21 protein-coding genes and 1 pseudogene are annotated in these 21,181 nt (G+C 42.4%); 15 read left to right on the top strand and 7 right to left on the bottom strand.

Annotated elements, in window-relative coordinates; translation table 11 throughout:
* The first annotated feature begins 50 nt into the window (after positions 1–50).
* From rpsM to ovoA, 9 genes are all read left to right on the top strand, one after another.
* A complete protein-coding gene (rpsM, locus tag IPP74_03580) occupies positions 51–419 on the top strand; it encodes a 30S ribosomal protein S13 (protein ID MBL0318372.1) in 369 nt (122 codons plus the stop codon).
* Positions 420–432: 13 nt separating this feature from the next.
* Entirely contained in the window at positions 433–816 is a 384-nt protein-coding gene (rpsK, locus tag IPP74_03575) for a 30S ribosomal protein S11 (GenBank protein MBL0318371.1), read from the top strand.
* A 32-nt stretch (positions 817–848) separates the two neighbouring features.
* Positions 849–1,862 carry a DNA-directed RNA polymerase subunit alpha gene (locus IPP74_03570; protein ID MBL0318370.1) on the top strand — a complete coding sequence of 338 codons (1,014 nt, stop codon included), beginning with the start codon at positions 849–851 and terminating at the stop codon, positions 1,860–1,862.
* A gap of 43 nt (positions 1,863–1,905) precedes the next feature.
* Positions 1,906–2,310: a 50S ribosomal protein L17 gene (gene rplQ / locus IPP74_03565; protein MBL0318369.1), complete on the top strand. Its 405-nt coding sequence runs from the start codon at positions 1,906–1,908 to the stop codon at positions 2,308–2,310.
* 27 nt (positions 2,311–2,337) lie between these two features.
* Entirely contained in the window at positions 2,338–2,889 is a 552-nt protein-coding gene (locus tag IPP74_03560) for a peptidylprolyl isomerase (GenBank protein ID MBL0318368.1), read from the top strand.
* A 65-nt stretch (positions 2,890–2,954) separates the two neighbouring features.
* Positions 2,955–4,028, top strand: a complete 1,074-nt coding sequence (queA, locus tag IPP74_03555) for a tRNA preQ1(34) S-adenosylmethionine ribosyltransferase-isomerase QueA (protein ID MBL0318367.1) — start codon at positions 2,955–2,957, stop codon at positions 4,026–4,028.
* Entirely contained in the window at positions 4,009–5,160 is a 1,152-nt protein-coding gene (gene tgt / locus IPP74_03550) for a tRNA guanosine(34) transglycosylase Tgt (GenBank protein MBL0318366.1), read from the top strand. The genes queA and tgt overlap by 20 nt, the downstream gene beginning before the upstream one ends.
* 60 nt (positions 5,161–5,220) lie before the next feature.
* Entirely contained in the window at positions 5,221–5,844 is a 624-nt protein-coding gene (locus tag IPP74_03545; GenBank protein ID MBL0318365.1) for a hypothetical protein, read from the top strand.
* A gap of 571 nt (positions 5,845–6,415) precedes the next feature.
* Entirely contained in the window at positions 6,416–8,713 is a 2,298-nt protein-coding gene (gene ovoA, locus IPP74_03540) for a 5-histidylcysteine sulfoxide synthase (protein MBL0318364.1), read from the top strand.
* 39 nt (positions 8,714–8,752) lie between these two features.
* Here ovoA and IPP74_03535 read toward each other — a convergent pair whose 3' ends face one another.
* A complete protein-coding gene (locus IPP74_03535; GenBank protein MBL0318363.1) occupies positions 8,753–9,082 on the bottom strand; it encodes a rhodanese-like domain-containing protein in 330 nt (109 codons plus the stop codon).
* A gap of 38 nt (positions 9,083–9,120) precedes the next feature.
* The gene (locus IPP74_03530) at positions 9,121–9,999 is read right to left on the bottom strand and encodes a LysR family transcriptional regulator (GenBank protein ID MBL0318362.1); all 879 of its coding nucleotides are present in this window, start codon (positions 9,997–9,999) and stop codon (positions 9,121–9,123) included.
* 164 nt (positions 10,000–10,163) lie between these two features.
* Between IPP74_03530 and IPP74_03525 the strand changes: the two genes are divergently transcribed.
* The 4 genes from IPP74_03525 to IPP74_03510 all read left to right on the top strand — a co-directional run bounded on the left by IPP74_03525 (position 10,164) and on the right by IPP74_03510 (position 13,160).
* Positions 10,164–10,706: a peroxiredoxin gene (locus IPP74_03525; GenBank protein ID MBL0318361.1), complete on the top strand. Its 543-nt coding sequence runs from the start codon at positions 10,164–10,166 to the stop codon at positions 10,704–10,706.
* A 48-nt stretch (positions 10,707–10,754) separates the two neighbouring features.
* Positions 10,755–11,318 (top strand): carboxymuconolactone decarboxylase family protein, encoded by a 564-nt coding sequence (locus IPP74_03520; protein ID MBL0318360.1) that lies wholly within the window; start codon positions 10,755–10,757, stop codon positions 11,316–11,318.
* Between the two features lie 418 nt (positions 11,319–11,736).
* The gene (locus tag IPP74_03515) at positions 11,737–12,141 is read left to right on the top strand and encodes a hypothetical protein (GenBank protein MBL0318359.1); all 405 of its coding nucleotides are present in this window, start codon (positions 11,737–11,739) and stop codon (positions 12,139–12,141) included.
* 107 nt (positions 12,142–12,248) lie between these two features.
* Positions 12,249–13,160 (top strand): hypothetical protein, encoded by a 912-nt coding sequence (locus IPP74_03510; GenBank protein MBL0318358.1) that lies wholly within the window; start codon positions 12,249–12,251, stop codon positions 13,158–13,160.
* 19 nt (positions 13,161–13,179) lie between these two features.
* On the opposite strand, the gene IPP74_03505 is transcribed toward IPP74_03510, so the two are convergent.
* Together IPP74_03505 and IPP74_03500 are read right to left on the bottom strand one after the other, a co-directional pair.
* A complete protein-coding gene (locus tag IPP74_03505) occupies positions 13,180–14,247 on the bottom strand; it encodes a pentapeptide repeat-containing protein (protein ID MBL0318357.1) in 1,068 nt (355 codons plus the stop codon).
* Between the two features lie 119 nt (positions 14,248–14,366).
* Complete coding sequence (locus IPP74_03500; protein ID MBL0318356.1) at positions 14,367–14,609, bottom strand: hypothetical protein; 243 nt, start codon at positions 14,607–14,609, stop codon at positions 14,367–14,369.
* 326 nt (positions 14,610–14,935) lie between these two features.
* Between IPP74_03500 and IPP74_03495 the strand changes: the two genes are divergently transcribed.
* Complete coding sequence (locus IPP74_03495) at positions 14,936–15,205, top strand: hypothetical protein (protein MBL0318355.1); 270 nt, start codon at positions 14,936–14,938, stop codon at positions 15,203–15,205.
* Positions 15,206–15,508: 303 nt separating this feature from the next.
* Here IPP74_03495 and IPP74_03490 read toward each other — a convergent pair whose 3' ends face one another.
* The 3 genes and pseudogenes from IPP74_03490 to IPP74_03480 all read right to left on the bottom strand — a co-directional run bounded on the left by IPP74_03490 (position 15,509) and on the right by IPP74_03480 (position 20,437).
* Complete coding sequence (locus IPP74_03490) at positions 15,509–17,344, bottom strand: hypothetical protein (protein ID MBL0318354.1); 1,836 nt, start codon at positions 17,342–17,344, stop codon at positions 15,509–15,511.
* Between the two features lie 286 nt (positions 17,345–17,630).
* Positions 17,631–18,845, bottom strand: a complete 1,215-nt coding sequence (locus tag IPP74_03485; protein MBL0318353.1) for an AFG1 family ATPase — start codon at positions 18,843–18,845, stop codon at positions 17,631–17,633.
* A gap of 15 nt (positions 18,846–18,860) precedes the next feature.
* A pseudogene (locus IPP74_03480) lies at positions 18,861–20,437 on the bottom strand (methionine--tRNA ligase).
* Positions 20,438–20,590: 153 nt separating this feature from the next.
* On the opposite strand from IPP74_03480, the gene IPP74_03475 reads away from it, so the two are divergent.
* On the top strand, positions 20,591–21,007 hold the full coding sequence (locus tag IPP74_03475; protein ID MBL0318352.1) for a PAS domain-containing protein: 417 nt from the start codon (positions 20,591–20,593) through the stop codon (positions 21,005–21,007).
* Positions 21,008–21,181 lie beyond the last annotated feature (174 nt).

The raw sequence follows: 21,181 nt of genomic DNA, 5'->3' as shown, positions 1-21,181 counted from the left end.
CTCTTCCTTTGTGAGTGGTTTTTTGTGTATTAGTTTGGAAGGAGTATATTGTGGCTCGGATAGCTGGCGTTAATTTACCTGCAAATAAGCGGGTAGTTGTCTCTTTGACATACATTTATGGTATTGGTCGTTCAACAGCCGATAAGATCTGCCAAGCATTGGAAATTCCTGTGCTGAAGCGTGTCAAGGATTTGACGGATCAGGAAGTCAATACGATTCGTAAATATATAGAAGGCAATCATGTCACCGAAGGTGACTTGCGCCGGGTCGTGGCTATGAATATGAAGCGCTTGATTGATTTAGGCTGCTATCGTGGTCTGCGTCATCGTCGTGGTTTGCCGTGCCGTGGCCAACGTACACATACGAATGCTAAAACGCGTAAAAAGCGTTCGTCTCCTATCGCCGGCAAAAAGAAATAGGTAAGGAACATCTATGAAAAATAAACCTGCAAAGAAAAATATCCGTGCCGTCGCATCTGGTATTGTTAGCGTTAACGCTAGCTTTAACAATACGATTGTGACCATTACTGATCCGCAAGGAAATGTATTAGTGACTGCATCATCTGGTTCATGTGGTTTTAAAGGGTCGCGTAAATCGACACCTTATGCTGCTCAGATTGCTGCGGAAACAGCGTGCAAAAAAGTAGTGACTGTTTATGGCATGAAAACGGTATCGGTACGTGTTAAGGGGGTTGGCTCTGGTCGTGAGTCGGCGTTGCGCGGCGTACATAATAGTGGTTTGAATGTGACCATTATTCTCGATATTACGTCGTTGCCTCATAATGGGTGCAGACGTAGAAAAAACCGCCGTGTTTAATTTAGTGTAACCTTAATTGAAGGGGTTTTGCCGTGTTGTCAGATAATTGGAATAAATTGATTAAGCCATCTAACTTTGTTGTGACACCTGTTGAGGGTGTTTCTAACTCGGCTACTGTGGTTGTTGAGCCGCTCGAGCGTGGATTTGGTGTTACCCTTGGTAACACGTTGCGCCGCGTCTTGTTGTCATCGTTACAAGGTGCTTCGGTTACCGCTATTAAAGTTAATGGCGTGTTGCATGAGTTTTCTTCTGTTCCTGGTGTCCGTGAAGATGTGACTGAGCTGGTATTAAATATTAAATCTCTCGTTCTTAAAGTAGAGGGTTCTGAGCGCCGCCGTGTACGTTTACGTACATCTCAGCCTGGTCCTGTTACTGCTGGAATGATTGAGTCAACTACCGGAGTTGAAGTGGTTAACAAGAATCTGGTTATTTGCCACCTTGATAAAGGCGGTGAGCTTGATATGGAGTTGATTGTTGAAACCGGTAAAGGGTATATCCCTGCGAATTTAAATCGCCCCAAAGATTCTCCTATCGGTGTTATCCCAGTGGATGCTCTCTTTAGCCCAGTTAGAAAAGTGGCTTACAAAGTTGAGGATAGCCGCGTTGGTCAAGTCACTGATTATGACAAATTGTCTTTGACGATTGAAACCAACGGTACACTTTCACCTGAAAATGCGGTGGCTTATGCTTCTCGTATTCTTCAAGATCAATTGCAACTCTTCATCAACTTTGAAGATGAGGAAGAGCAAGGAAAATCAGATATCGAATCACTCGGATTTGATGCAAATCTGTTGCGTAAAGTGGATGAACTTGAGCTTTCTGTCCGTTCTCAGAATTGCCTTAAAAACGATAATATCGTTTACATTGGTGATCTTGTTCGTAAAACGGAAGCTGAAATGCTGAAAACCCCCAATTTTGGCCGTAAATCTTTGAATGAGATTAAAGATGTGTTGTCAAGCATGGGCTTGCGTTTCGGTATGGAAGTTATTGGATGGCCACCAGAGAATATCGAAGATTTGGCAAAGCGTTTTGAAGAGCCATTTTAAGTTTGACTATAAGAATTAAAGAAAGATAACAGAAGGTAGAGATATGCGTCACCGTATTAAAAATAGAAAGTTAGGCAGAACAACTCCTCACCGTAAGGCGATGTTTTCTAACATGGCAGTAGCATTGCTGACACACGAGCAAATCGAAACAACCCTCCATAAGGCAAAAGAGATTCGCCCTATCGTTGAGCGTTTGATTACCCTTGCTAAAAACAACCAATCACTGCATGCTCGTCGTCAATTGTTGGCTATCCTTAAAGATAAAGCTGTCGTTGAGAAAGTATTGACGGTGCTTGGCCCTCGCTATAAAACGCGTCCAGGTGGTTATTTGCGCATTATTAAAACTGGTTTCCGCCAGGGTGATAATGCTGCAGTTGCTGTCATCGAGTTTGTTGAGCGTGATGTCAATGCTAAAGGTACTATTTTAGGCTTAAAAGAAGCTGCATAGTAAGTTGGTTTGAGGGGAGGGGGTTTTATGTTGAAAAGACTTTTGACAATTTTTGTCGCTTTAATTGGAATCTTTATGGCAACATCCGCATTAAGTGCAGATAAAGAAAACACTCTCTATCTCGAATTGCCAGCAGGCAGGGTCGTTATTGAGCTTCGTCCTGACCTGGCGCCGAATCACGTAAAACGTATTAAGGAACTGGTTCGCCAAGGCTTCTATGATAATTTGGTTTTCCACCGAGTTATTGAAGGCTTTATGGCGCAGACGGGTGATCCTACTGGCACAGGCATGGGTGGTTCGGGTAAAAATATTAACGCAGAATTTTCGAGCGTTTCACATGTTCGTGGAATCTTATCAATGGCGCGTGCTTCTGCCCTTAATAGTGCGGATAGCCAGTTCTTTATCGTATTACAAGATTCGCCCTTCCTTGATGGTCATTACACCGTATGGGGTAAAGTGACATCTGGTATGGAGTTTGTTGATAAAATCAAAAAAGGCGACCGCGCTAAAAATGGTGAAGTGCAAAATCCTGATAAGATTATAGCCATGCGTGTTGCAGCTGATGTGGATGCTAAGTAACTGACTCAACCCACCTTGGCCTGACGCTACCCCTCCTAAAACAGGAGGGGAAAAAAGGCTTTACTATGGATATTTCCCATTTCGATTTTAATCTTCCTCCGGAACTTATAGCACAATTTCCTGCGTCGCAGAGAGATCAAAGCCGATTATTGGTGGTTGGAGCGCATGGCGCTTTAACGTCAACGTCGTTCATTCAGATCCTTGATTTTATGGAGAGTGGTGATGTTTTGGTGTTTAATAACACCAAAGTCATACCTGCGCGTTTATATGGTAAGCGTGGCGATATCCAGGTTGAAATTTTATTGCATAAACGTCAGCGCAGTGAAAAGGAAACACATGAATTAACCTGGGATGTGTTTGCTAAACCCGCTAAACGTTTAAAGATAGGCCACGAGGTTATCTTTGCTGCTGATTTTAAAGCACGCGTGATCGATAAAAAGGAAACTGGGGAAGTCATACTTTCGTTTGCATACCCAGAATCTGAATTTTATCGTAAGCTTGAAATAAACGGACATATGCCACTTCCCCCCTACATTGCAAGAGATGAAGAAGGGGCTGACCAGGATCGCTACCAGACCATTTATGCCAAGCATGAGGGTGCCGTTGCGGCACCTACCGCCGGTCTGCATTTTAGCCAATCCCTTATGGAGCAGTTGCGGGCTAAGGGGATTATTCTTGTGGAGGTTACCCTTCATGTGGGAGCCGGTACGTTTCAGCCAGTGAAAGTCGATAATATTACAGAGCACCATATGCACTATGAATGGTGTGAATTGACAGATGCTACTGCTGCTGTGATTAATACCGCTAAAGCGGCTGGACAAAAGATCATCGCCGTTGGTACGACATCTGTAAGGGTTCTGGAGACGGCAGCACATTATGCCGAGGATCGTAACGCGTATGTGATGCCCTTTGCTGGAGAAACCAATATTTTTATAACACCTGGTTACCCCTTTAAAGTGATTGATCGCCTAATCACCAATTTTCACTTGCCTAAATCTACCCTTTTTATGCTAGTATCTGCCTTTGCCGGTCTTGATGAAATGAAGCGTGCCTACGCTTATGCCATTGAAGAGCGGTTTCGGTTTTACTCTTATGGCGATGCCTGTTTGATTTTTCCTTATGAAAGCCCCATCCTTTAACTTTGATATTTTAGCCAGTGATGGCCATGCTCGCAGGGCCAAACTGCAAACCGCCCATGGTGAGATTGACACCCCTGTGTTTATGCCTGTGGGCACAGCCGCTACCGTTAAAGCCATGTTACCTGAGCAGGTGAAGGAAACGGGTGCGCAGATTATTCTGGGTAACACTTATCATTTGATGCTAAGGCCTACGGCTGAGCGTATCCATCGATTAGGAGGTCTGCACCATTTTATGGGCTGGGATGGTCCAATCCTCACTGATTCTGGTGGCTTTCAGGTGATGTCACTGGCACAGTTGCGTAAGATCACGGAAGCGGGCGTGACCTTCCAGTCGCATATAGACGGCAGCAAACATCTTTTAAGCCCCGAAAGATCGATGGAAATCCAGCATTTGCTAGGAAGTGATATTACCATGATCTTTGACGAATGTACTCCGTATCCGGCAACCGAGGAACAAGCGAGATCATCTATGGAGTTATCCCTGCGCTGGGCAAAACGCTCGAAGTCGGCATTTCAAGTTCGCCCAGGCTATGGGCTGTTTGGTATTGTCCAAGGTGGAGTTTATCAGCATTTGCGAGCTCAATCATCCCAGGGGTTGGTTGATATTGGCTTTGATGGTTATGCTATTGGCGGCCTAGCGGTGGGTGAAGGTCAGGAAGTGATGTTTGATGTGCTCGACTATACGACACCGATGCTTCCTATCGATCGGCCGCGTTACTTGATGGGGGTGGGAAAGCCTACCGATATTGTGGGGGCGGTACTACGTGGCGTGGATATGTTTGATTGCGTCCTGCCGACACGTTCTGGGCGTAATGGACAAGCGTTTACATGGGAGGGGCCTGTCAATATACGCAATAGCCGCTTTGCTGAAGATAAAACACCACTGGACAGCACCTGCACATGCAGAGCCTGTCGTGGTTTTAGCAAAGCCTATCTACACCATTTAGTAAAGAGCAACGAAATCCTCGGCAGCGTGCTGATGACCTGGCATAATTTGCATTTTTATCAAGACCTCATGCGTGGTTTAAGAATGGCCATCGAGAGCCATACATTACAGATGTATGCCTCAAATTTTATAAAAAAATATACTAATATTAAAGATGAGGATGTTGTTGATGAGCAAAATAGATAGAAATTAAAATATAATTAACTATCTTGTGTTAGCTTTGTATTGGGTAAATGGAGAATGCACATGTCCCAAGAAAATGATAAACAAGCCAAATCGAGTGGAACACCACAAAAAATATTTCCTTTATCGGCCGTTCAAAAGTTGATGGATGCCATGAAAGATTGGGGGGTAACCAATGCGACGATTGGTGAAGACCCATTCAAAAAGACAAAACAACTTCAACTTGTTTTTAATTCAGATATTCAAGCAAAAAGATTTGCCCTTAACTATCAGATCCCACTCCAGCATGCCAGCAATCGGATTGCTATCGGTGAAACAAAATGTGGTTATATATTTGCAGAACTGAAAATCGCCACACCAGACAATAATCATAACCTGTTTCAAAAACTACGGGTTGAGTTAGAAGGCAATTATCATCCATTAACGGATGCGGTACCCATCCCATCGGCATTGCCAATGGGATATGATAATGCCACGTCCCCACCTAAGAAATGGACGCAGGCCAGTCAACAGGGGAGTCACCCAATACCAACTACGATGTATACCGGAATACCCCAGCCTAAAATTCACCCCTTAGAACCATTAGAGGCGGTACAACAAGGATCAAAGAGGATTAAGCCAAGATCAACTAGCTATCAGGACCATGTTCGTAATTCAAATGGCGAGAGTCACGGTTTTTCAAAATAAGTGAGATTGGGTTATCTCAACTAACCTAGAAAGTGCAATGGTGCAATAAGCGTCTTTTGCTGGGGGGTGAAATGGGAAGCTTAGAAAACATAAAAAGTAGAGATTCAGGGATGTAATAATAGGAGCCACGAGAAGCTGCTATATTTAGGGTCGTATACAAAAAAACTCTGACATGTTGATCGTCAGGTTAAAATCTTCCACTCATTGAGATTCTGATTGCGTAGGTTGTACAGCGGCGGCTGGCATGTATGTTGACCCTGATTAATGCCCGTATGGGTGTTGCGTTCTGGTACATGGCGGAGCAGCTATGGTTTGGTCAGATTCGTTTGATTCTTTTCCGGAACTTTGTTCAAATCGTCACGTGTCGTATTCATGAAAAATCTCAGTTCCAATCGGTTGTGAAGGATGTTATATTAATTATAAATACATGGTTATTAAATATTATTAATACGTTATTTTTCTCATGGATTTTTTGTTCTAAAATGTCTCAGAAGTCGAATCATCGCCTGGTTGATTAACGTTTTATAAAATCTCTCTGCGTTAAAGTAAATCGATGTGAAAAGGGACTATCATGAGTAAGCAGCCGCGATTAAACCTTGATATTGATCCACACTATTGGACGGGAAAACCTCCGGTTTTTGGGTTATGTGCCGGCGTTGCTGAGGATGGAACCATCCATTCATTGCCATTTATCTCAACGCGGTCATCGCGCCAGGAAATACTCGATTATTTTGATAATGGCTGGACGTTAACTGAAGTCTTGTTCAGTGGGTTGGCAAGCGAAGAATCTTATTACCGCCGGCCGTATCATCATTTGCGGCATCCGTTGATTTTTTATTATCTTCACCCTGTCGTTTTTTACGTCAATAAACTGCGTGTTGCCGGACTTATAACCGATTCGTTTAATCCGCATGTTGAAGCGCTTTTTGAACAGGGCGTTGATGAGATGCGCTGGGATGATCTTCATGAGGATGATTCCATTCAATGGCCTTCGTTGGATGAAGCCAGGCGTTACCGCAAAACAGTGTATAAAGCCGTGGTGCAGCTTATTAAAACACACCCTGCTTTTGAGCGCGCACATGAGGCGATTGGTCAAGACCATCCGCTGTGGGCATTGTTCATGGCATTTGAGCATGAACGTATCCATATAGAAACATCGAGCGTTTTGATACGTGAACTGCCGATTGAATATGTCCAGAAGCCCGATGCATGGCCGCATTATGGTGCCGTTCCACCACGGCAACAACTAAAATTAAGTGCTCAGTCTGAACCTAATCTTGCGTTTAGGGATGTTGCCGCAGGTAACGTGGTATTGGGTAAACCAACATTATGGGGTAGTTTTGGCTGGGACAATGAATATGGTTTGGAAACCAGGAAAGTCGATAGTTTTAAAGCAACCAACGCGCTTATCAGCAATGGTGATTTTTATGCCTTCGTGGCATCAGATGCGTATCAGCAGCAGGAATATTGGTCTGATCTGGGATGGCAATGGCGGAGTTTTCGAAACACTAAATGGCCTACATTCTGGGTGGCCAATGGCCCAGCAGGCCTGCATGAATATAAATTGCGCACCATCTTTGACGTGGTTGCCATGCCTTGGGATTGGCCAGTGATTGTCAATTATCATGAGGCAAAAGCGTATTGTGCATGGCGAGGGAAGCAAGATAAGAAATCGTATCGTTTACTCACAGAAACCGAGCATCATGCCTTACGTGACCCTCGACAGGAAGAGTCTGTGTTGTTGGAGCGTGAGGATCCGGTAATGATGCGTACGCATCCGTTTAAAGTAGTGCAGCCTGTGATTAATCACAATTTGACGTATGGGTCTGAACAGCCGGTTTTGGGGTTATCGGCCAACAGCAAGGGGTTCCATGATACGTTTGGCAATGTGTGGCAATGGTGTGAGGATACATTCCATCCGCTTGCGGGATTTAAAGCCCATCCGTTCTATACCGATTTTAGCACTCCCTGTTATGATAATGAACACCAGATGATGATGGGTGGGTCCTTTATCAGTACCGGTGATGAAGCCAGTATTTGGGCACGATTCCATTTTCGTCCACATTTTTTTCAGCATGCTGGATTTAGAGTGGTTATGGATCCATTACCCAATCAGCAAATCAAACGTCCATTTTCTTACGAAGATAAGGAAATGGTGAATCGCTATCTTTTATTTCATTGGGGTAGCCAAAATGAGGTGTTTGATCCTAAGTTTTCAACGCAGATTCAATGGCCAGACGTCAAACATTTGCCCAGTTATGCTGCAGAACTTGCCGTTCGTTTTTGTTCTAAACAAGATAAGGCTCTGGATTTGGGGTGTTCGGTTGGACGTACCAGTTTTGCACTAGCGCGCCATTTTGCTGCGGTTCATGGCATTGATGCGAGCGAGGCGTTTATTGACGTAGCGCAGCAGCTGCAAATGGACGGTGCAATCGACTATGAGAAGGTCGAAACAGGTGATAAACCATCGCATTGTATAGCCGCTGTTGAGCCAGATATTGATCGCCAGCGCGTGACATTTACGGTAGGAGATGCGTGCCATTTGCCAGAATCCATCAAGGGATACGATGCAGTTATTTTAGCCAATGTGATTTGCCGATTGCCTGACCCTACGCTGTGTTTAAAGCGCATGGTAGGCGAAAATGGGCTGGTTTTGCCAGGAGGCATCGTTGTGATAACAGCACCTATGTCCTGGATGGAAGCATTTACTCCCAAAGAAAAGTGGCTAACGTCGCTGGAAATTATAGGCCAGCAATTGCCAGGATTTTCGTTGATCCATCATGAAGAAGTGCCATTTATGATTAGGGAACATCAACGGAAATTTGAGTATATTATTGCGCAGGCAAGTGTATGGCGGCTAGCAGAGTGAGGTGGGTTTTCCTTAAAAGTAGGGAGGAGGCTGGAAAGATTAATGGGAATCACCGGTTCCATTGACCAGGTAGCCTTCTGCTATCCATGCTTTGATTCCGCCTTCTAGATTATAGACGTTAAGTGCCGCATTTTCTTCACGCAGTTTTTGTGTTGTTCTGCCACCACGCCCACCTGAATTGCAGTGTAGGACAATTTTTTTGGTTTGGCTTGGCAGCAACATACTGGTTATCTCGCCTGAAGGAATTAAATACGAGCCTTCAATATGGTTCCTGGCATGTTCAGCCTGTTCGCGTACATCGACCACGATGGCTTCACCATCATCAAGCCATCGTTTTAAAGTGGTTGCATCAACATTATGGGGTGTCATCGTATCTCCTGTTATGGGTGTTGCATCAGCATGGCAATTTAACCATTAGAATCAAGAATTATCTTTGAGATTTTTTCAAATAAGGCTGTTCGATGACTGGTTTTGCGATAGACAAGGCCAATAGTACGGCCAATATCCTTCTGTGAAAAAGGGATATAATGGAGATGGGCATCTTTTTCTGGCACGGCACATTGCGGAATGACGGTAATGCCAGCTCCTGCAGCGACCATACTGCGCAATGTTTCCAGGCTCGTTCCGCGATAATGGCGCGATTCGCCTTTGCCTATGCGTGTGCATAGTTCGAGTGATTGGCTGCGTAGGCAATGCCCTTCATCTAGCAACAATAGTTCCTCCTGGGAGATATCCTCAAGCGACAGCTGCTTTTTACGGGCTAAGGGATGTTGTTTGGGAAGTGCAATAAAAAACGGCTCAAAAAAGAGGGGAACTTCTAAGAACAAGAGATGGTTAACGGGTAAGGCGAGTAACACACAGTCAACGGTTCCTTCCTGGAGTTGCGCAAGCAGTTGATCGGTTTTTTCTTCCAGCAAGTAAAGATCCAATGGCGGCAATTGCTTGGTAATGAGCGGAGCAATTTGGGGAAACAGGTAGGGCGCCAACGTAGGAAAAGCACCGAGCTTTAACGTGCCACTAAACGGATCTTTTGCCTGCTTGGCGAGATTGCGAATCGTTTGCGCCTCGCTGAGGAGCCGTTTTCCAACCTCATATATATCCTGGCCAATGGGAGTTAACATAACGTGTTTGTTATTACGTTCAAACAAACTCACCCCCAGATATTCTTCCAGTTTTTTGATTTGAATGCTAAGCGTCGATTGGCTAACATGGCATTGCTCTGCGGCTTTGGCAAAATGCCGCAATTTGGCGACGGCCACGATGTATTCGATGTCTCTTAAATTCATGCAATAAATCTCAATAAGCCTTTTTAATTGATTTTATCAATTGTTATCATAATAACAATATATTTTATATGTATAAATGCCTGGGCTACACTCCTCTTTGTAAGCGCTGGTTGGATGAACCAACCAGACCTAGGTTAAACAGACTAATTTATCGAGGAGTTATTATGCGTGGTGTTTCTCAGCCTTTTCCAACCTTTTCACTAAAAGCGACGGTTTCTACAGATCAAGCCAATGCCTTTACGGACATTAGCAACCATACGTATGGGGATAAGTGGCTGGTGGTTTTTTTCTGGCCTAAAGATTTTACGTTTGTTTGTCCTACTGAGATTGCGGAGTTTGGCAAACTCAATGACGAATTTCAAGATCGCGATGCACAAATACTAGGTGTGAGCGTCGATTCGGAATTCGTGCATCTTGCCTGGCGTCAGCATCATAACGATTTAAAAGATCTTCCTTTCCCAATGCTTGCGGATATTAAACGCGAATTATCGAGTGCCTTGGGCATTATTGATCCCACTGAGGGCGTTGCGCAACGTGCTACTTACATTGTTGATCCTCAAGGCATTATCCGCTTTGTGATGATTACTGATTTAAGTGTGGGGCGTAATGTCAAAGAAGTGATTCGTGTGCTTGATGCGTTGCAAACCGATGAATTATGCCCATGCAACTGGCAAAAAGGGCAAGAAACCATCCACGTGGCTGCCTAATATTACGTTGGCCATGTATCACTAAATGATCGTATAGAAGGAGTCGTTATGACGTTACAGAGTGTTAGTATCCATGAAGTTCAGGCATGTGAAAAAGAGTTTAAACAACATATCCCTGATTATGCCAAAGATATCCGGCTTAATTGGGGAAGTGTTCTCAGTGCTGAAGGTGCTGCCGATTTATCCCAGGAGCAATTATGGGGAGTAGCATTAGCCAGCGCCTTTGCGACCAAGAACCATACAGTTACTCAGGAAGTAAAGCGTTTGGCGTTAGAGCAGGGGCTAGAATCGCTGATTGTGCCGGCACAAGCGGCAGCCGCAATCATGGCGATGAATAATGTCTATTACCGTAGTATTCATCTACTGCAAGACGATGAGCTGAAAAAAATGCCAGCTAAATTACGGATGAATATCATGGCTAATCCAGGCATTGCTAAACTTGATTTTGAAGTGATGTGCCTGGGGGTGTCGGCTATCAATGGTTGTGGCATGTGTTTAGAAGCGCATGCGCATGAAGTGAAGAAGGCTGGATTATCGACACTGGGCATTCAGTCGGTATTGCGTTTAGCCAGCGTGATCCATGCGGCTGCCTTTGCTATTAGCATAAGCTGAGTACTCGATCAAGAGGCTTGCCCGTGAGGGTGAGTCTCTTGGTAAGTGCAACTGAAAAGATATAACCATTTACGTTATGATGAAAGAGTAAAGATATCCCAGCTGAACCAATCGGCCGGCCAGTCTGCGCTGTTTATCGGAAGCTAAAGCGCAATGAAGCTCCGCCAGGTTAATATGAAATATTGGTTAATGAAGTCCTGATTATCGGTGATTTCAATGTATGGGGTGATCATTCAGTCTCATGAGATGAGACCAAGCCTGTTTATTGCGGGTAAGATTTGAGCATTTGATTGCTATACGAGAATTTTAGTATGTGGCGGCTTTTGAAATAAAAATTATTATTTTTTAATAAAATTATGTTATAATTAAGTAAAAACATATAGATAATAATTAAAAAATACATAATTGTGGATATTTTATGACAAAGGACACCGATAAATTTTCTCACAAAAATCCTTCCAAACGTAAAAATGGGGGCGAGGAAAGGGATTATTCGTTTTTTGCTATCCGTGAACAACAACAAGCAAGACGCAATGCCTTTACTCAAGCTAGGAGGCATTTTAACGAATCTGAGTTGGAGCGAGCTCGAACCTTAGATAAAAAGAGCGTTCTTAGACCAGCAATAAAATCAGTAGAATCAGGATGTTCCCCTCAAACCATTGAGTTGCCGCTTGACAAAATTTTAAAATCTCGGCACGCTCCAATTCGTGATGATTTTTATAATATTCAGAAAAGGGAGAGCACAGGCAGGCAGGTGAAAATGCTTATAATGTTTCCATCGCCTATCGGTACTCCTCGGATCAAGAATTTACAAATTATTTAAGTCTGGCAAGTGAATTCGGTGGCAAACGACTACGTTTTACAGATGAAAAAATTGTCGAATGTGGTATTTTTGCAACAAAATATATTGCCTACCAATCAAGTTCAAAGATGCGTGACCGCGAAGCTGTCTGTGACAGCCTCAATGGTATTATAAGCGAAAGAATGGAAGAAATACAGACTTCACTTCGGGGATTAAGTACGGAGAATATTAGCCAGCCCCTGGATTCTGCAACATTAAAGCAACAATTCTCATTCCTGCAAATACCAGAAGAATCAGAACCCATGCAAGAAAAAAGGCGAAGCGTTGGCGAACAATTACACCAAGCTTATAATACGTTATTTAGAAAAATGCTTACGTGTAATGTGCTTCCTGATACAGACCAAGGAAGTGCCAACTATGATAAAGATAAATATTTGCATGATGTAGTTCATTATTCACTTGAAGGTCATCAAATTAATCTGTTAAATGAAAGAGATTGGCATAAATATAATAATTTGGTGAAAAAACTTGATGGTCTCAATCAGGCTATTGACGCTTTTGAGGTAACGCGCACTTATATCGCTACGAGTTCAATGACTTCGCGTAGCATTCAATCATTTCTAACAGAAAACAATGTCTCTTTTCCTGGATTCATACCCGCTGAAAACGCATTAATAGACATCATCCAGTCAAAGGAGCCAGGAGGCATTTTCATTGACACTGCTGCTGCTTTAAAAGAATTAAGAAGCATTGTTTTTCCCGATTCAGGCGTTTACTACCTTCATACGCAGATGGTTGATGATTTAAAAGAGGTTGTTGTTCTTGGAAGTAAAGGACGTATTTCAAAAGAGGCGTTTCTTTTAAAGGAATGCATCCCAGCAATAGTCGAGACGATACAAAAAAAAGAAATTGATATAGCAAAAGAGGTAAAGAAAGAAAAGGGAAATGAGGAGGAAAAAGTGAAGCCTGGCAATGTCAGATCGCATGTTGAAGAAATTAAAATCAACCGATTAAACCCGAGTGGTCCAAGTGTAATTTAAGCAACAAGATTGCGGAATATTAGCGCTGTCTGGAGTGGGCATTGTTTTGTGCGTGACCTATCAATCTATGGCAGAAATAGTTTTTTCTAGCTTCATCAGGATCGGAGCAATTTTTGAAGCCTTTCGTGTCGTTAGTTTCCCTGGCAAACAATATTATTCTTTCTACATGATGACGATTTAGACTTCCCCCCTCAGAAACAAGTTTTTTCGCTATTTCCTCTCTTATTTCATCGGGAATATGTAATATCCCACACCGATTATCCATGTCTTCAACGTTATCATAAGAGGCACTAGGGCGAGTAAATACCCTAACTTTGTTGAGAACCGCTGCCGCTTCACGAAAGAATTGCAGCATCGGAACATTAAAATTCATGTACGGAAATTTAGCTTGCATTTTAGTGCGATTCTCTTCAGAACCCGTCAAAAATTTAGGTACTACCATTCTTAGATTCATAACAAATGGATACTCATCGTTTACCAGCGTTCCTACTAATTGTTGAATCTGGTTTTGTGTGGTTATAGCCTTATTATAATGAGGCAGTTGATCAAATCCATGCGGTTGGTTCAAGCTCCCCTTAAAGATAGTATCTGTAACATCGGTAACACCTTCCCAAATGGCAGTGCTAAGATCGACACCCCAAAAATTAGCCCCCGATAGATTGGTATTCTTAAAACTCGTAAACTTGCAATGAGCGCCTCGTAAATTTGCACGTCTTATATCAGAGCCATTAAGTTCGGTACATTCAAAATTGGCCAGACTGAACTCTGTTTCTACCAAAACAGTGTTTTTCATCGACGCTCTTTTCAAATGGGTTGCAGACATATTGGCGTTGCTCATATCAGCGCCATCTAAAATCGCATTCTCAAAATTAAAACCTTGTAAGTCTATTTCTTTCAAATCCATTTCGCTTAAATCTTGTCGTTCAAAACTGATGGTAAATGGAGCTGTATACCCATGTTTCAAAGCAGTAAATGCCTTAAATGACCCACCATAATCCCGCAACTCCATATTGAAAGTTGCTCGATAACTGCGATGATTTTGGATATAATCGCCTAATTCTTCACGCGTTGATTGGTGGTGTTTCATAAGAATATCTATCACACATAGGGTTTCATTTAACTGATGTTGGCTATCATTATATCAATAAAATAAGGTTATATCATTATAAAATTCTTTATTGCGATCAGGCCTATTACAATAAATTATTATATTAAATAATTTTGAATAGATATCGGCCATTCATACCATTGCGTTCTTTTGCTTTTAACGAAGCTCTCACCAGCCGCCCCCTCATGCTTTCTGCGGTTGCCTAACTCACCAAACATGCAGGCAAACGCACCCTGAGAATCAGCGCTACGCATCGCGATAAAGAATCGGTAAAGCAACGCGCTGACACGTGTCGCGCAATTTTTAGCCCGCTTGCGGCGTAATGCGGAGCAGCTCTCCAAAAAAGCAAATATGGCTCCGTATATTGAGCGCAGCGCTGGTCAAATACCTCAAGGGAAAGATTCTTTCGCCGCCGAAGATGATTTGACACAACCTTAATAGGAGGAAAATAGTACTTAATAGTCCGATAGTGAGGAAGTGCTTAGGTGCTAATCAATAGCCTATCGCCGTTTTTAGGATAACACATTCCTGGAGCTTGGTATCCTTGTCGAGTCGCGTTTGCCGGCAACTATGGCCAGCGGCTAGGCGATGCGCTGTATCAGGTTAGATTGCTTCAGCTGGTTTTTTCGTGTATCGTACATGGCAGACTAATAAAAGAGGATGTCTTATGAATAAGAAAATAATGATCATTGCCCTGTTGCTAGCGGTTTCAGCCTGTAAGCCAAAGAACGTTGAATCGGTGTCAGCTTGTGTTGATAATAAAACCGGTCCTTATGCAGCGGTATCGATTAAAGACGATAACGGATTTTCAGGAGCGCATCTGTGCCAGTTCAAAGAAGGGGTTACGTGCGAACAGCTTCAGAAAGCTAAGCGGATTAATGTTGTTGAAAAAGGGTTGATCAAAGATAATTGCGAAGTGGGGATCAGCCTGTTTTAGTCGTGTTTTTGCCACTATTCCTGCGAGTGCATGTCACTCAGCCTGGATATGGTGAGTATCTGCATTGCAGGAGACATTCTTTCAAAACCATGTTGACGTACGGTTTCCAGTAGCTCAGTTAATGTGTTCTAGTCTTTGGCAGGGTAGGACATATCATTCTTCTTTTTTAGTTGAAAAAGAGAATGTGTCCTATTCGTCGATTGAGCCACTTCTGTCTTCCTCTTGTGTCTCAGCGGGGGACACAAGAGGAAGACTCAGAGGCAGTTTATCACCAAAAAACCACTTTACAGAAACGATAATACACTAACGTGCACGGCCCTGCGTGGCTAATGAACCTCCGACTGATTGTGTATCGCTTGCTGCTCTTTCGTGTGCAATGCTCAACATTTTTCCCAGCTGTTGTGTTAATTTCGCTTTATTTGCTTCATTACACTCCGGGTGAACGGAGATTTTTATCGCAAATTCTGGAGATACGTCCCCGTCAATTAGAATGTTTTTATTATCAATTGCTTGCTTGAAAAAGTCTTTAAAAAAACGCATTTTTTCAAGATAGTCACTATACTGTGGTTTTACTTCAAGATACTGTGGTTTTACTTCAAGCTGGATAGATCCGTCATCGGCCAGCTTTGCATCTTTAAGAAGGTCCACCAATCTGTTTTTTTGTTCTTGTGTCCTCTGGGGTGATTTTACAGACTGCTCTGCATTAGGTAATGCTTGAATGGTTGTTTTTGGCTCTTTTTGTGCAGCTAATTCCACCTCTTTTTTAGCAGCTAATTTCTCCTCATTTATCTTGTTTAGATAGTTATCCTTCAGCGTTCCCGATGCCAATTTAATAAACTTGGAGATATCATCTGCTTGGGTAAACGTATGGATTCCATTTTCCCTCTTACGTATTTGCGAAATTTTTGGTGACATAGACTGAATGCCAATTTCTGACATGATGCGATGTGCCATGATGTCCGATTTAAGTGTAAAGTTGTTATAGGCATTCTTAATTTTAGTTGTCTTCGCTTCATACGAAAGAATGTCGTCGTTGACAATTGCGTTAAAATACCCGTTGATATTTTTATAAGCAATGTGGTCAGCCATCATGGATGGGCCACGATTAATACCGTTACGGCAATTAGCCCAAAAAGCATAGGGCTTATCCTTTGATTCCGGATTGTTCTCAATCGATTGAAAAAACTGCAGAACGGGAAGCTGTTTACTCGATTTGTAGGCCTCCTTTCGATCATCCAAATAATCAGGATAAAAAGCATAATCAATGTTTTTGACCACCTCATTTTTGGAGTTAATAATTTCCATTTTTTTGACGTAAATCATCTCGCTAGGGGTGTCGCCAAATTTATGGCTGTAGGAACCCGAAATCTGTGTCTCAACTTTATGTTTAATACTCAAATCGGTAATGGAAGGCTTTTTAAATTGAGGTTCTTTAATCTGCTCATGATATTGCTCTTTGTTGGCATCTTGTTTTTCTCTTAATGTGTACGTCTCACCATTGACCTTAACCGTCACGTTTTCTTTAGGAAAATTGACCATCTTACGATAATCCAGCTCCTTCATACTGATATGTGCAACATTCGTTTCTGTCGTCCCTGCGAGCACAGCTTTGACGTAGTTCTTATATTTATTTTTTCCGGTCAAGAAAGGAGCCGACGAAATAACATAGGATTGAGACTTATTGGTTTCTACATCGAGGGTAAAGGCATTTCCTGGATAAAGTGTTTTCCCAATTTTTTTGTCTGTGTCAATTCGGATAGCCGTCTTCAAATTAGCTCCACCATGCTGGCTGTATTTGGCTTTTGCTAGAAATCCAAAACGATAATTATTCGTCAGTGTGTCCGGTGTAACTTGCAAGGGTACGCCTTTACCAACAAATGAACGTAAGCCCCTGTTTGGGGCTAAAGATAGCTTATTAAGGATGGGATGCTTCGAACGGCTATACTCATCGTTAGTCTTATTTAGCTTTGACTTGATGATCGATTTTAACTCTTTAGTGAGTGTCGTTTTAGAAGCTTTATCGCTATCACTATTTTTATCACTATTGTTCACTCTGCTTTCATGGGCTTTCAATGCAGCCATAATATCACTATCCGTTCCATAGATAATTTGTTGGTCATTCTCAATAAGATTTTTCATAAAAACATCCTAAATAGTTTGGTATATTGATTATACATTACTAATTGTGCAATTTTATGACAAATTTAAATAAAATAAGAAGTATTATTATATAAATTATATTTTTTATATAAGGTTGGCCGTGCCAATCATAATATTTCACATTGATGCTGACTGATTATTAAAGGCTGATGAAGTGTTCGAAGGTTGGTCGGATTGCCAGCCTGGCGACTTTTGGCGATTCGGAGCTTGAGGCATCACTCCTTAAATGTAGTGAGTTCGGTGCGTTGGAAAAGGGGAGGCAACGCTAATTGCGAATTGGGGTGGGGCAGTTTTGGTGGTGTTTTTGCCAATATTCCTGCGATTGCATTTCACTCAGCCTGGATATGGTTCTGCTGAATTCAAATACGGATAGGTCGTCACTGCGCAGATGTTCAAAAGGAGCATCTGCAGTGAGGATCAATTTAGTGCCATGCTCATAAAGCACGTCAATTAAGGTGATAAAACGGATAAGTTCGTTTTTTAAATCACGGTTAAATCGAGGAATGTTTTCTAATAGGATGACATTAAAATTGGCGGCTATTTCTTGGTAATCCTGGGCTCCCAATGGTTGTGCACACAGGCTATAAAAATCAACGCGGATAATGTCGGCAACAACGTTATCAAAATGGAGACTTCTTCCTTGAACGAAGAGATCCAGGGGGTGTACAGGTTGGTGGTTAGTAAAGTCGGCAAAGGTGCGATCCATAAATAAATCAGCATCTTCGCCAAGGGGATAAAAATAACCGGTAGTGGCATGCGTACGTTTTCCTATGCGAAAATCTTTTTCGGATAGTAATTCAACCACATCAAATGTCTCTTCAACCATGGTAATGAAAGGCAGAAAATGTTCACGCTGTAACCCGTCCTTATAAAGATCTTTGGGCGGGCGATTTGAAGTGGCGATGATAAACACACCTTTATCAACTAAATGTCCAAATAACGATGAAAGAATCATGGCATCGGCAATGTTGGTGACTTGTAATTCATCAAAACATAAGAGGCTAGTATCTGGTGCTAAATGATCGGCTGCTTTGAAAAGCAATGAATCTTTGCTTTGAAAGGAGGCCGATTTTTGTTTTTGTGGTGATGCTTGCTGGTGGCGCAATAATTTAAGGTGTTCGTGAAGCTTGCCCATAAATTGATGAAAATGCAGACGCTGTTTATACGCTATGGGAATGTGTTGAAAGAATAAATCCATCATCATGGATTTTCCCCGTCCTACATCTCCATACAGATAAAAACCCTTGTGGGAATAAGGATGCAAGAGCTTCCCTTTAAGGAACGAAAATTTAGGGAATGAAAATAGACTCTGTTTGTGTCGATGAGTCTCGCGCGCAACAAGAAAGTCGTAGACAGCCTCAAGCCTGTGGATAATATCCTCCTGAGCCGGATTAGCTTCGATACGCTGCTCACCAACCAAATGGTGATACTGTTTAAGCAATGGTCCTAATGGGGAGTGCATATGCGGTAAGAGTGACATAGATAAACGACACTATCAAGAGGAAGTCATCGGAGCAATATTATCCATGAAACGTGGAAAAATTGGTTGTGGAGGCAGGAGAGTAATCCCCGTTTTTAATGTATGGTCTTTGGTGGCGTATGCAGTTGTTCGTTCACCGGGCTTAATCATGAGTTGGTTGAGTATTTTTTCGGCAGATTGAGGAATAAACGCCTGCAGGCTTAAGCCAAGAATACGAATCGTTTCACATAGAACATACAGTACATGTCCCATACGTTCGATGTTGCCTTCTTTTTTTAGCGTCCACGGAGCTTGTGAATCAATATACTCGTTTGCCCGGCTTGAAACCTGGAAAATAGCTTGTAATGCCTGGGAGAATTGCTGGTTTTTGGTAAGGTGAGAACGCACTTCATCAACCAAGGCGTACGCGCTTTGAAGCAGCATTTGATCTTCATCCGTGTGTACATCCATACAGGATAAGACACCGGCACAATTTTTATGGACCATGCTCAGGGTTCGTTGGACTAAGTTACCCAGATTATTGGCAAGTTCGCTATTGATGCGGTTGATCATGCTTTGACGGGAATAGTTGCCATCATTACCAAAGGGAACTTCTCTCATCAAAAAGTAACGGGTCTGGTCGAGGCCAAATTCGTTTAGAAGGTCAAAGGTGAAATGACATTGCCAACGGATTTTGAAATTTTTTCTCCTTCATTGGTCCACCATCCATGAGCCACGATGCGTGAGGGAAGCGGTAAATCGGCGGCCATTAAAAAAGCTGGCCAGTACACAGCATGAAAACGCAAAATGTCTTTGCCGACGATATGCATAGGCGACATATCGGAGGTGCCGCACCAATAGGTTTGGAATGATTCACTTGTATCATTCGGAAAACCAACCGCTGTTAAATAATTAGCCAGTGCATCAAGCCAGACATACATAATATGTTTGTCACTGCCTGGAACGGGAACTCCCCATGAAAAGCTAGTACGGGAAATGGATAGATCCTTTAATCCACCTTCAACAAAACGAATCACTTCGTTGCGGCGAGAATCTGGAAAAATAAAATTTGGGTGTGTTTCATACCAGTCAAGCAGTTTTTCCTGGTAAGCAGACAGGTTGAAGAAATAACTAGGTTCTTCAACCCATTCAACGGAGGCTCCTGAAGGCGCTTTGCCATCCACCAATTCACTCTCATTATAGTATGCTTCATCACGGATTGAGTACCAACCAGAATAAGAACCAAGATAAATAGCGCCTTTGTCTTCAAGCCGTTTCCACAACGCTTGAGCCGAATCACGATGACGAATTTCTGTGGTACGGATAAAATCATCGTTGCTAAACTGAAGGCTTGTTGCAAGGTCTCGAAAATGTTTTGATACCTCATCGGTAAATTGTTGTGGAGGAATCCCTTTTTTGGCAGCAGATTGTTCTACCTTTTGTCCGTGTTCATCGGTGCCTGTGAGAAAGAATACATCATACCCGTCCAAGCGCATAAAGCGTGCAAGGACATCGGCTGCCAATGTGGTATAGGCATGACCAATATGTGGAATATCATTCACATAGTAAATGGGAGTGGTTATATAGAATGGAGTCTGTTTTTTTTCTGACATGAGTCTAGCGTACACCTATTAATTAAAAGAATATTCATTTAACGCTAGATATTTGGCTAAAACCGTGTATTTTGCAAGTGTCCTTATACGAAAAGGGCTAATTTCATGATTTTTTTGGGCTCTGGAGGCTTAATGTCAAGGGTGGAAAGGCGTTTGACAGACCAGTTATTTGGTTACTGGACTAAGATTAAGGGCGAACGCCCGTTTCCAAGCGAGCAGGAGATAGACCTTGCTGACATCAGAGATGTATGGGATCATTGTTTCTTAATCCAAATTAAAAAAACAGCCGATATTATTGATTATCGTTATATATACATGGGTGAATCCATCAAAGAAGCCTATGGTGACGATTTAACCGGGCAATCCGTTTATTCACGATTAGTTTCTCCTGAAGCTGCAACCGTTGTTTCTAAGTTCCATAAAGTGTTGGACACATTAAGTCCGGTGTTTGATGAGTCGGAATTTGTTAATTTACAGGACAATGTTATTAAATATCGCCAGTGTTTACTTCCTCTTGGTGCACGTGAAGGTATCGTTGATTATATTTTGGGCGGAATGAGTTGGAAATAACTCTATAACTCATCCTTTAGTGTCGTTATAAATGAGAGATCAAAGATGAAAAACAGTAAATAAAATTTCTCTTAGGTTCTCATTGGTTGTCAATCTATTGTTAACGTCTTGACTGTATAATGATTTTAAGGCCGTTCTAAGGGGGTTTAGGTGTGTGAATATACCCGAATGCCT

The organism is Alphaproteobacteria bacterium (genome assembly GCA_016722515.1).
Taxonomy (GTDB): Bacteria; Pseudomonadota; Alphaproteobacteria; order Rickettsiales; family JADKJE01; genus JADKJE01.
This window is presented reverse-complemented; position numbering and strand designations above follow the sequence as displayed.

Excerpts from the sequence above, each read along its gene's own strand:
- rpsK (MBL0318371.1), top strand. The coding sequence starts at position 433 with ATGAAAAATAAACCTGCAAAGAAAAATATCCGTGCCGTCGCATCTGGT.
- rplQ (MBL0318369.1), top strand. The coding sequence starts at position 1,906 with ATGCGTCACCGTATTAAAAATAGAAAGTTAGGCAGAACAACTCCTCAC.
- IPP74_03560 (MBL0318368.1), top strand. The coding sequence starts at position 2,338 with ATGTTGAAAAGACTTTTGACAATTTTTGTCGCTTTAATTGGAATCTTT.
- queA (MBL0318367.1), top strand. The coding sequence starts at position 2,955 with ATGGATATTTCCCATTTCGATTTTAATCTTCCTCCGGAACTTATAGCA.
- tgt (MBL0318366.1), top strand. The coding sequence starts at position 4,009 with ATGAAAGCCCCATCCTTTAACTTTGATATTTTAGCCAGTGATGGCCAT.
- IPP74_03545 (MBL0318365.1), top strand. The coding sequence starts at position 5,221 with ATGTCCCAAGAAAATGATAAACAAGCCAAATCGAGTGGAACACCACAA.
- ovoA (MBL0318364.1), top strand. The coding sequence starts at position 6,416 with ATGAGTAAGCAGCCGCGATTAAACCTTGATATTGATCCACACTATTGG.
- IPP74_03535 (MBL0318363.1), bottom strand. The coding sequence starts at position 9,082 with ATGACACCCCATAATGTTGATGCAACCACTTTAAAACGATGGCTTGAT.
- IPP74_03530 (MBL0318362.1), bottom strand. The coding sequence starts at position 9,999 with ATGAATTTAAGAGACATCGAATACATCGTGGCCGTCGCCAAATTGCGG.
- IPP74_03525 (MBL0318361.1), top strand. The coding sequence starts at position 10,164 with ATGCGTGGTGTTTCTCAGCCTTTTCCAACCTTTTCACTAAAAGCGACG.
- IPP74_03520 (MBL0318360.1), top strand. The coding sequence starts at position 10,755 with ATGACGTTACAGAGTGTTAGTATCCATGAAGTTCAGGCATGTGAAAAA.
- IPP74_03515 (MBL0318359.1), top strand. The coding sequence starts at position 11,737 with ATGACAAAGGACACCGATAAATTTTCTCACAAAAATCCTTCCAAACGT.
- IPP74_03510 (MBL0318358.1), top strand. The coding sequence starts at position 12,249 with ATGCGTGACCGCGAAGCTGTCTGTGACAGCCTCAATGGTATTATAAGC.
- IPP74_03505 (MBL0318357.1), bottom strand. The coding sequence starts at position 14,247 with ATGAAACACCACCAATCAACGCGTGAAGAATTAGGCGATTATATCCAA.
- IPP74_03495 (MBL0318355.1), top strand. The coding sequence starts at position 14,936 with ATGAATAAGAAAATAATGATCATTGCCCTGTTGCTAGCGGTTTCAGCC.
- IPP74_03490 (MBL0318354.1), bottom strand. The coding sequence starts at position 17,344 with ATGAAAAATCTTATTGAGAATGACCAACAAATTATCTATGGAACGGAT.
- IPP74_03485 (MBL0318353.1), bottom strand. The coding sequence starts at position 18,845 with ATGTCACTCTTACCGCATATGCACTCCCCATTAGGACCATTGCTTAAA.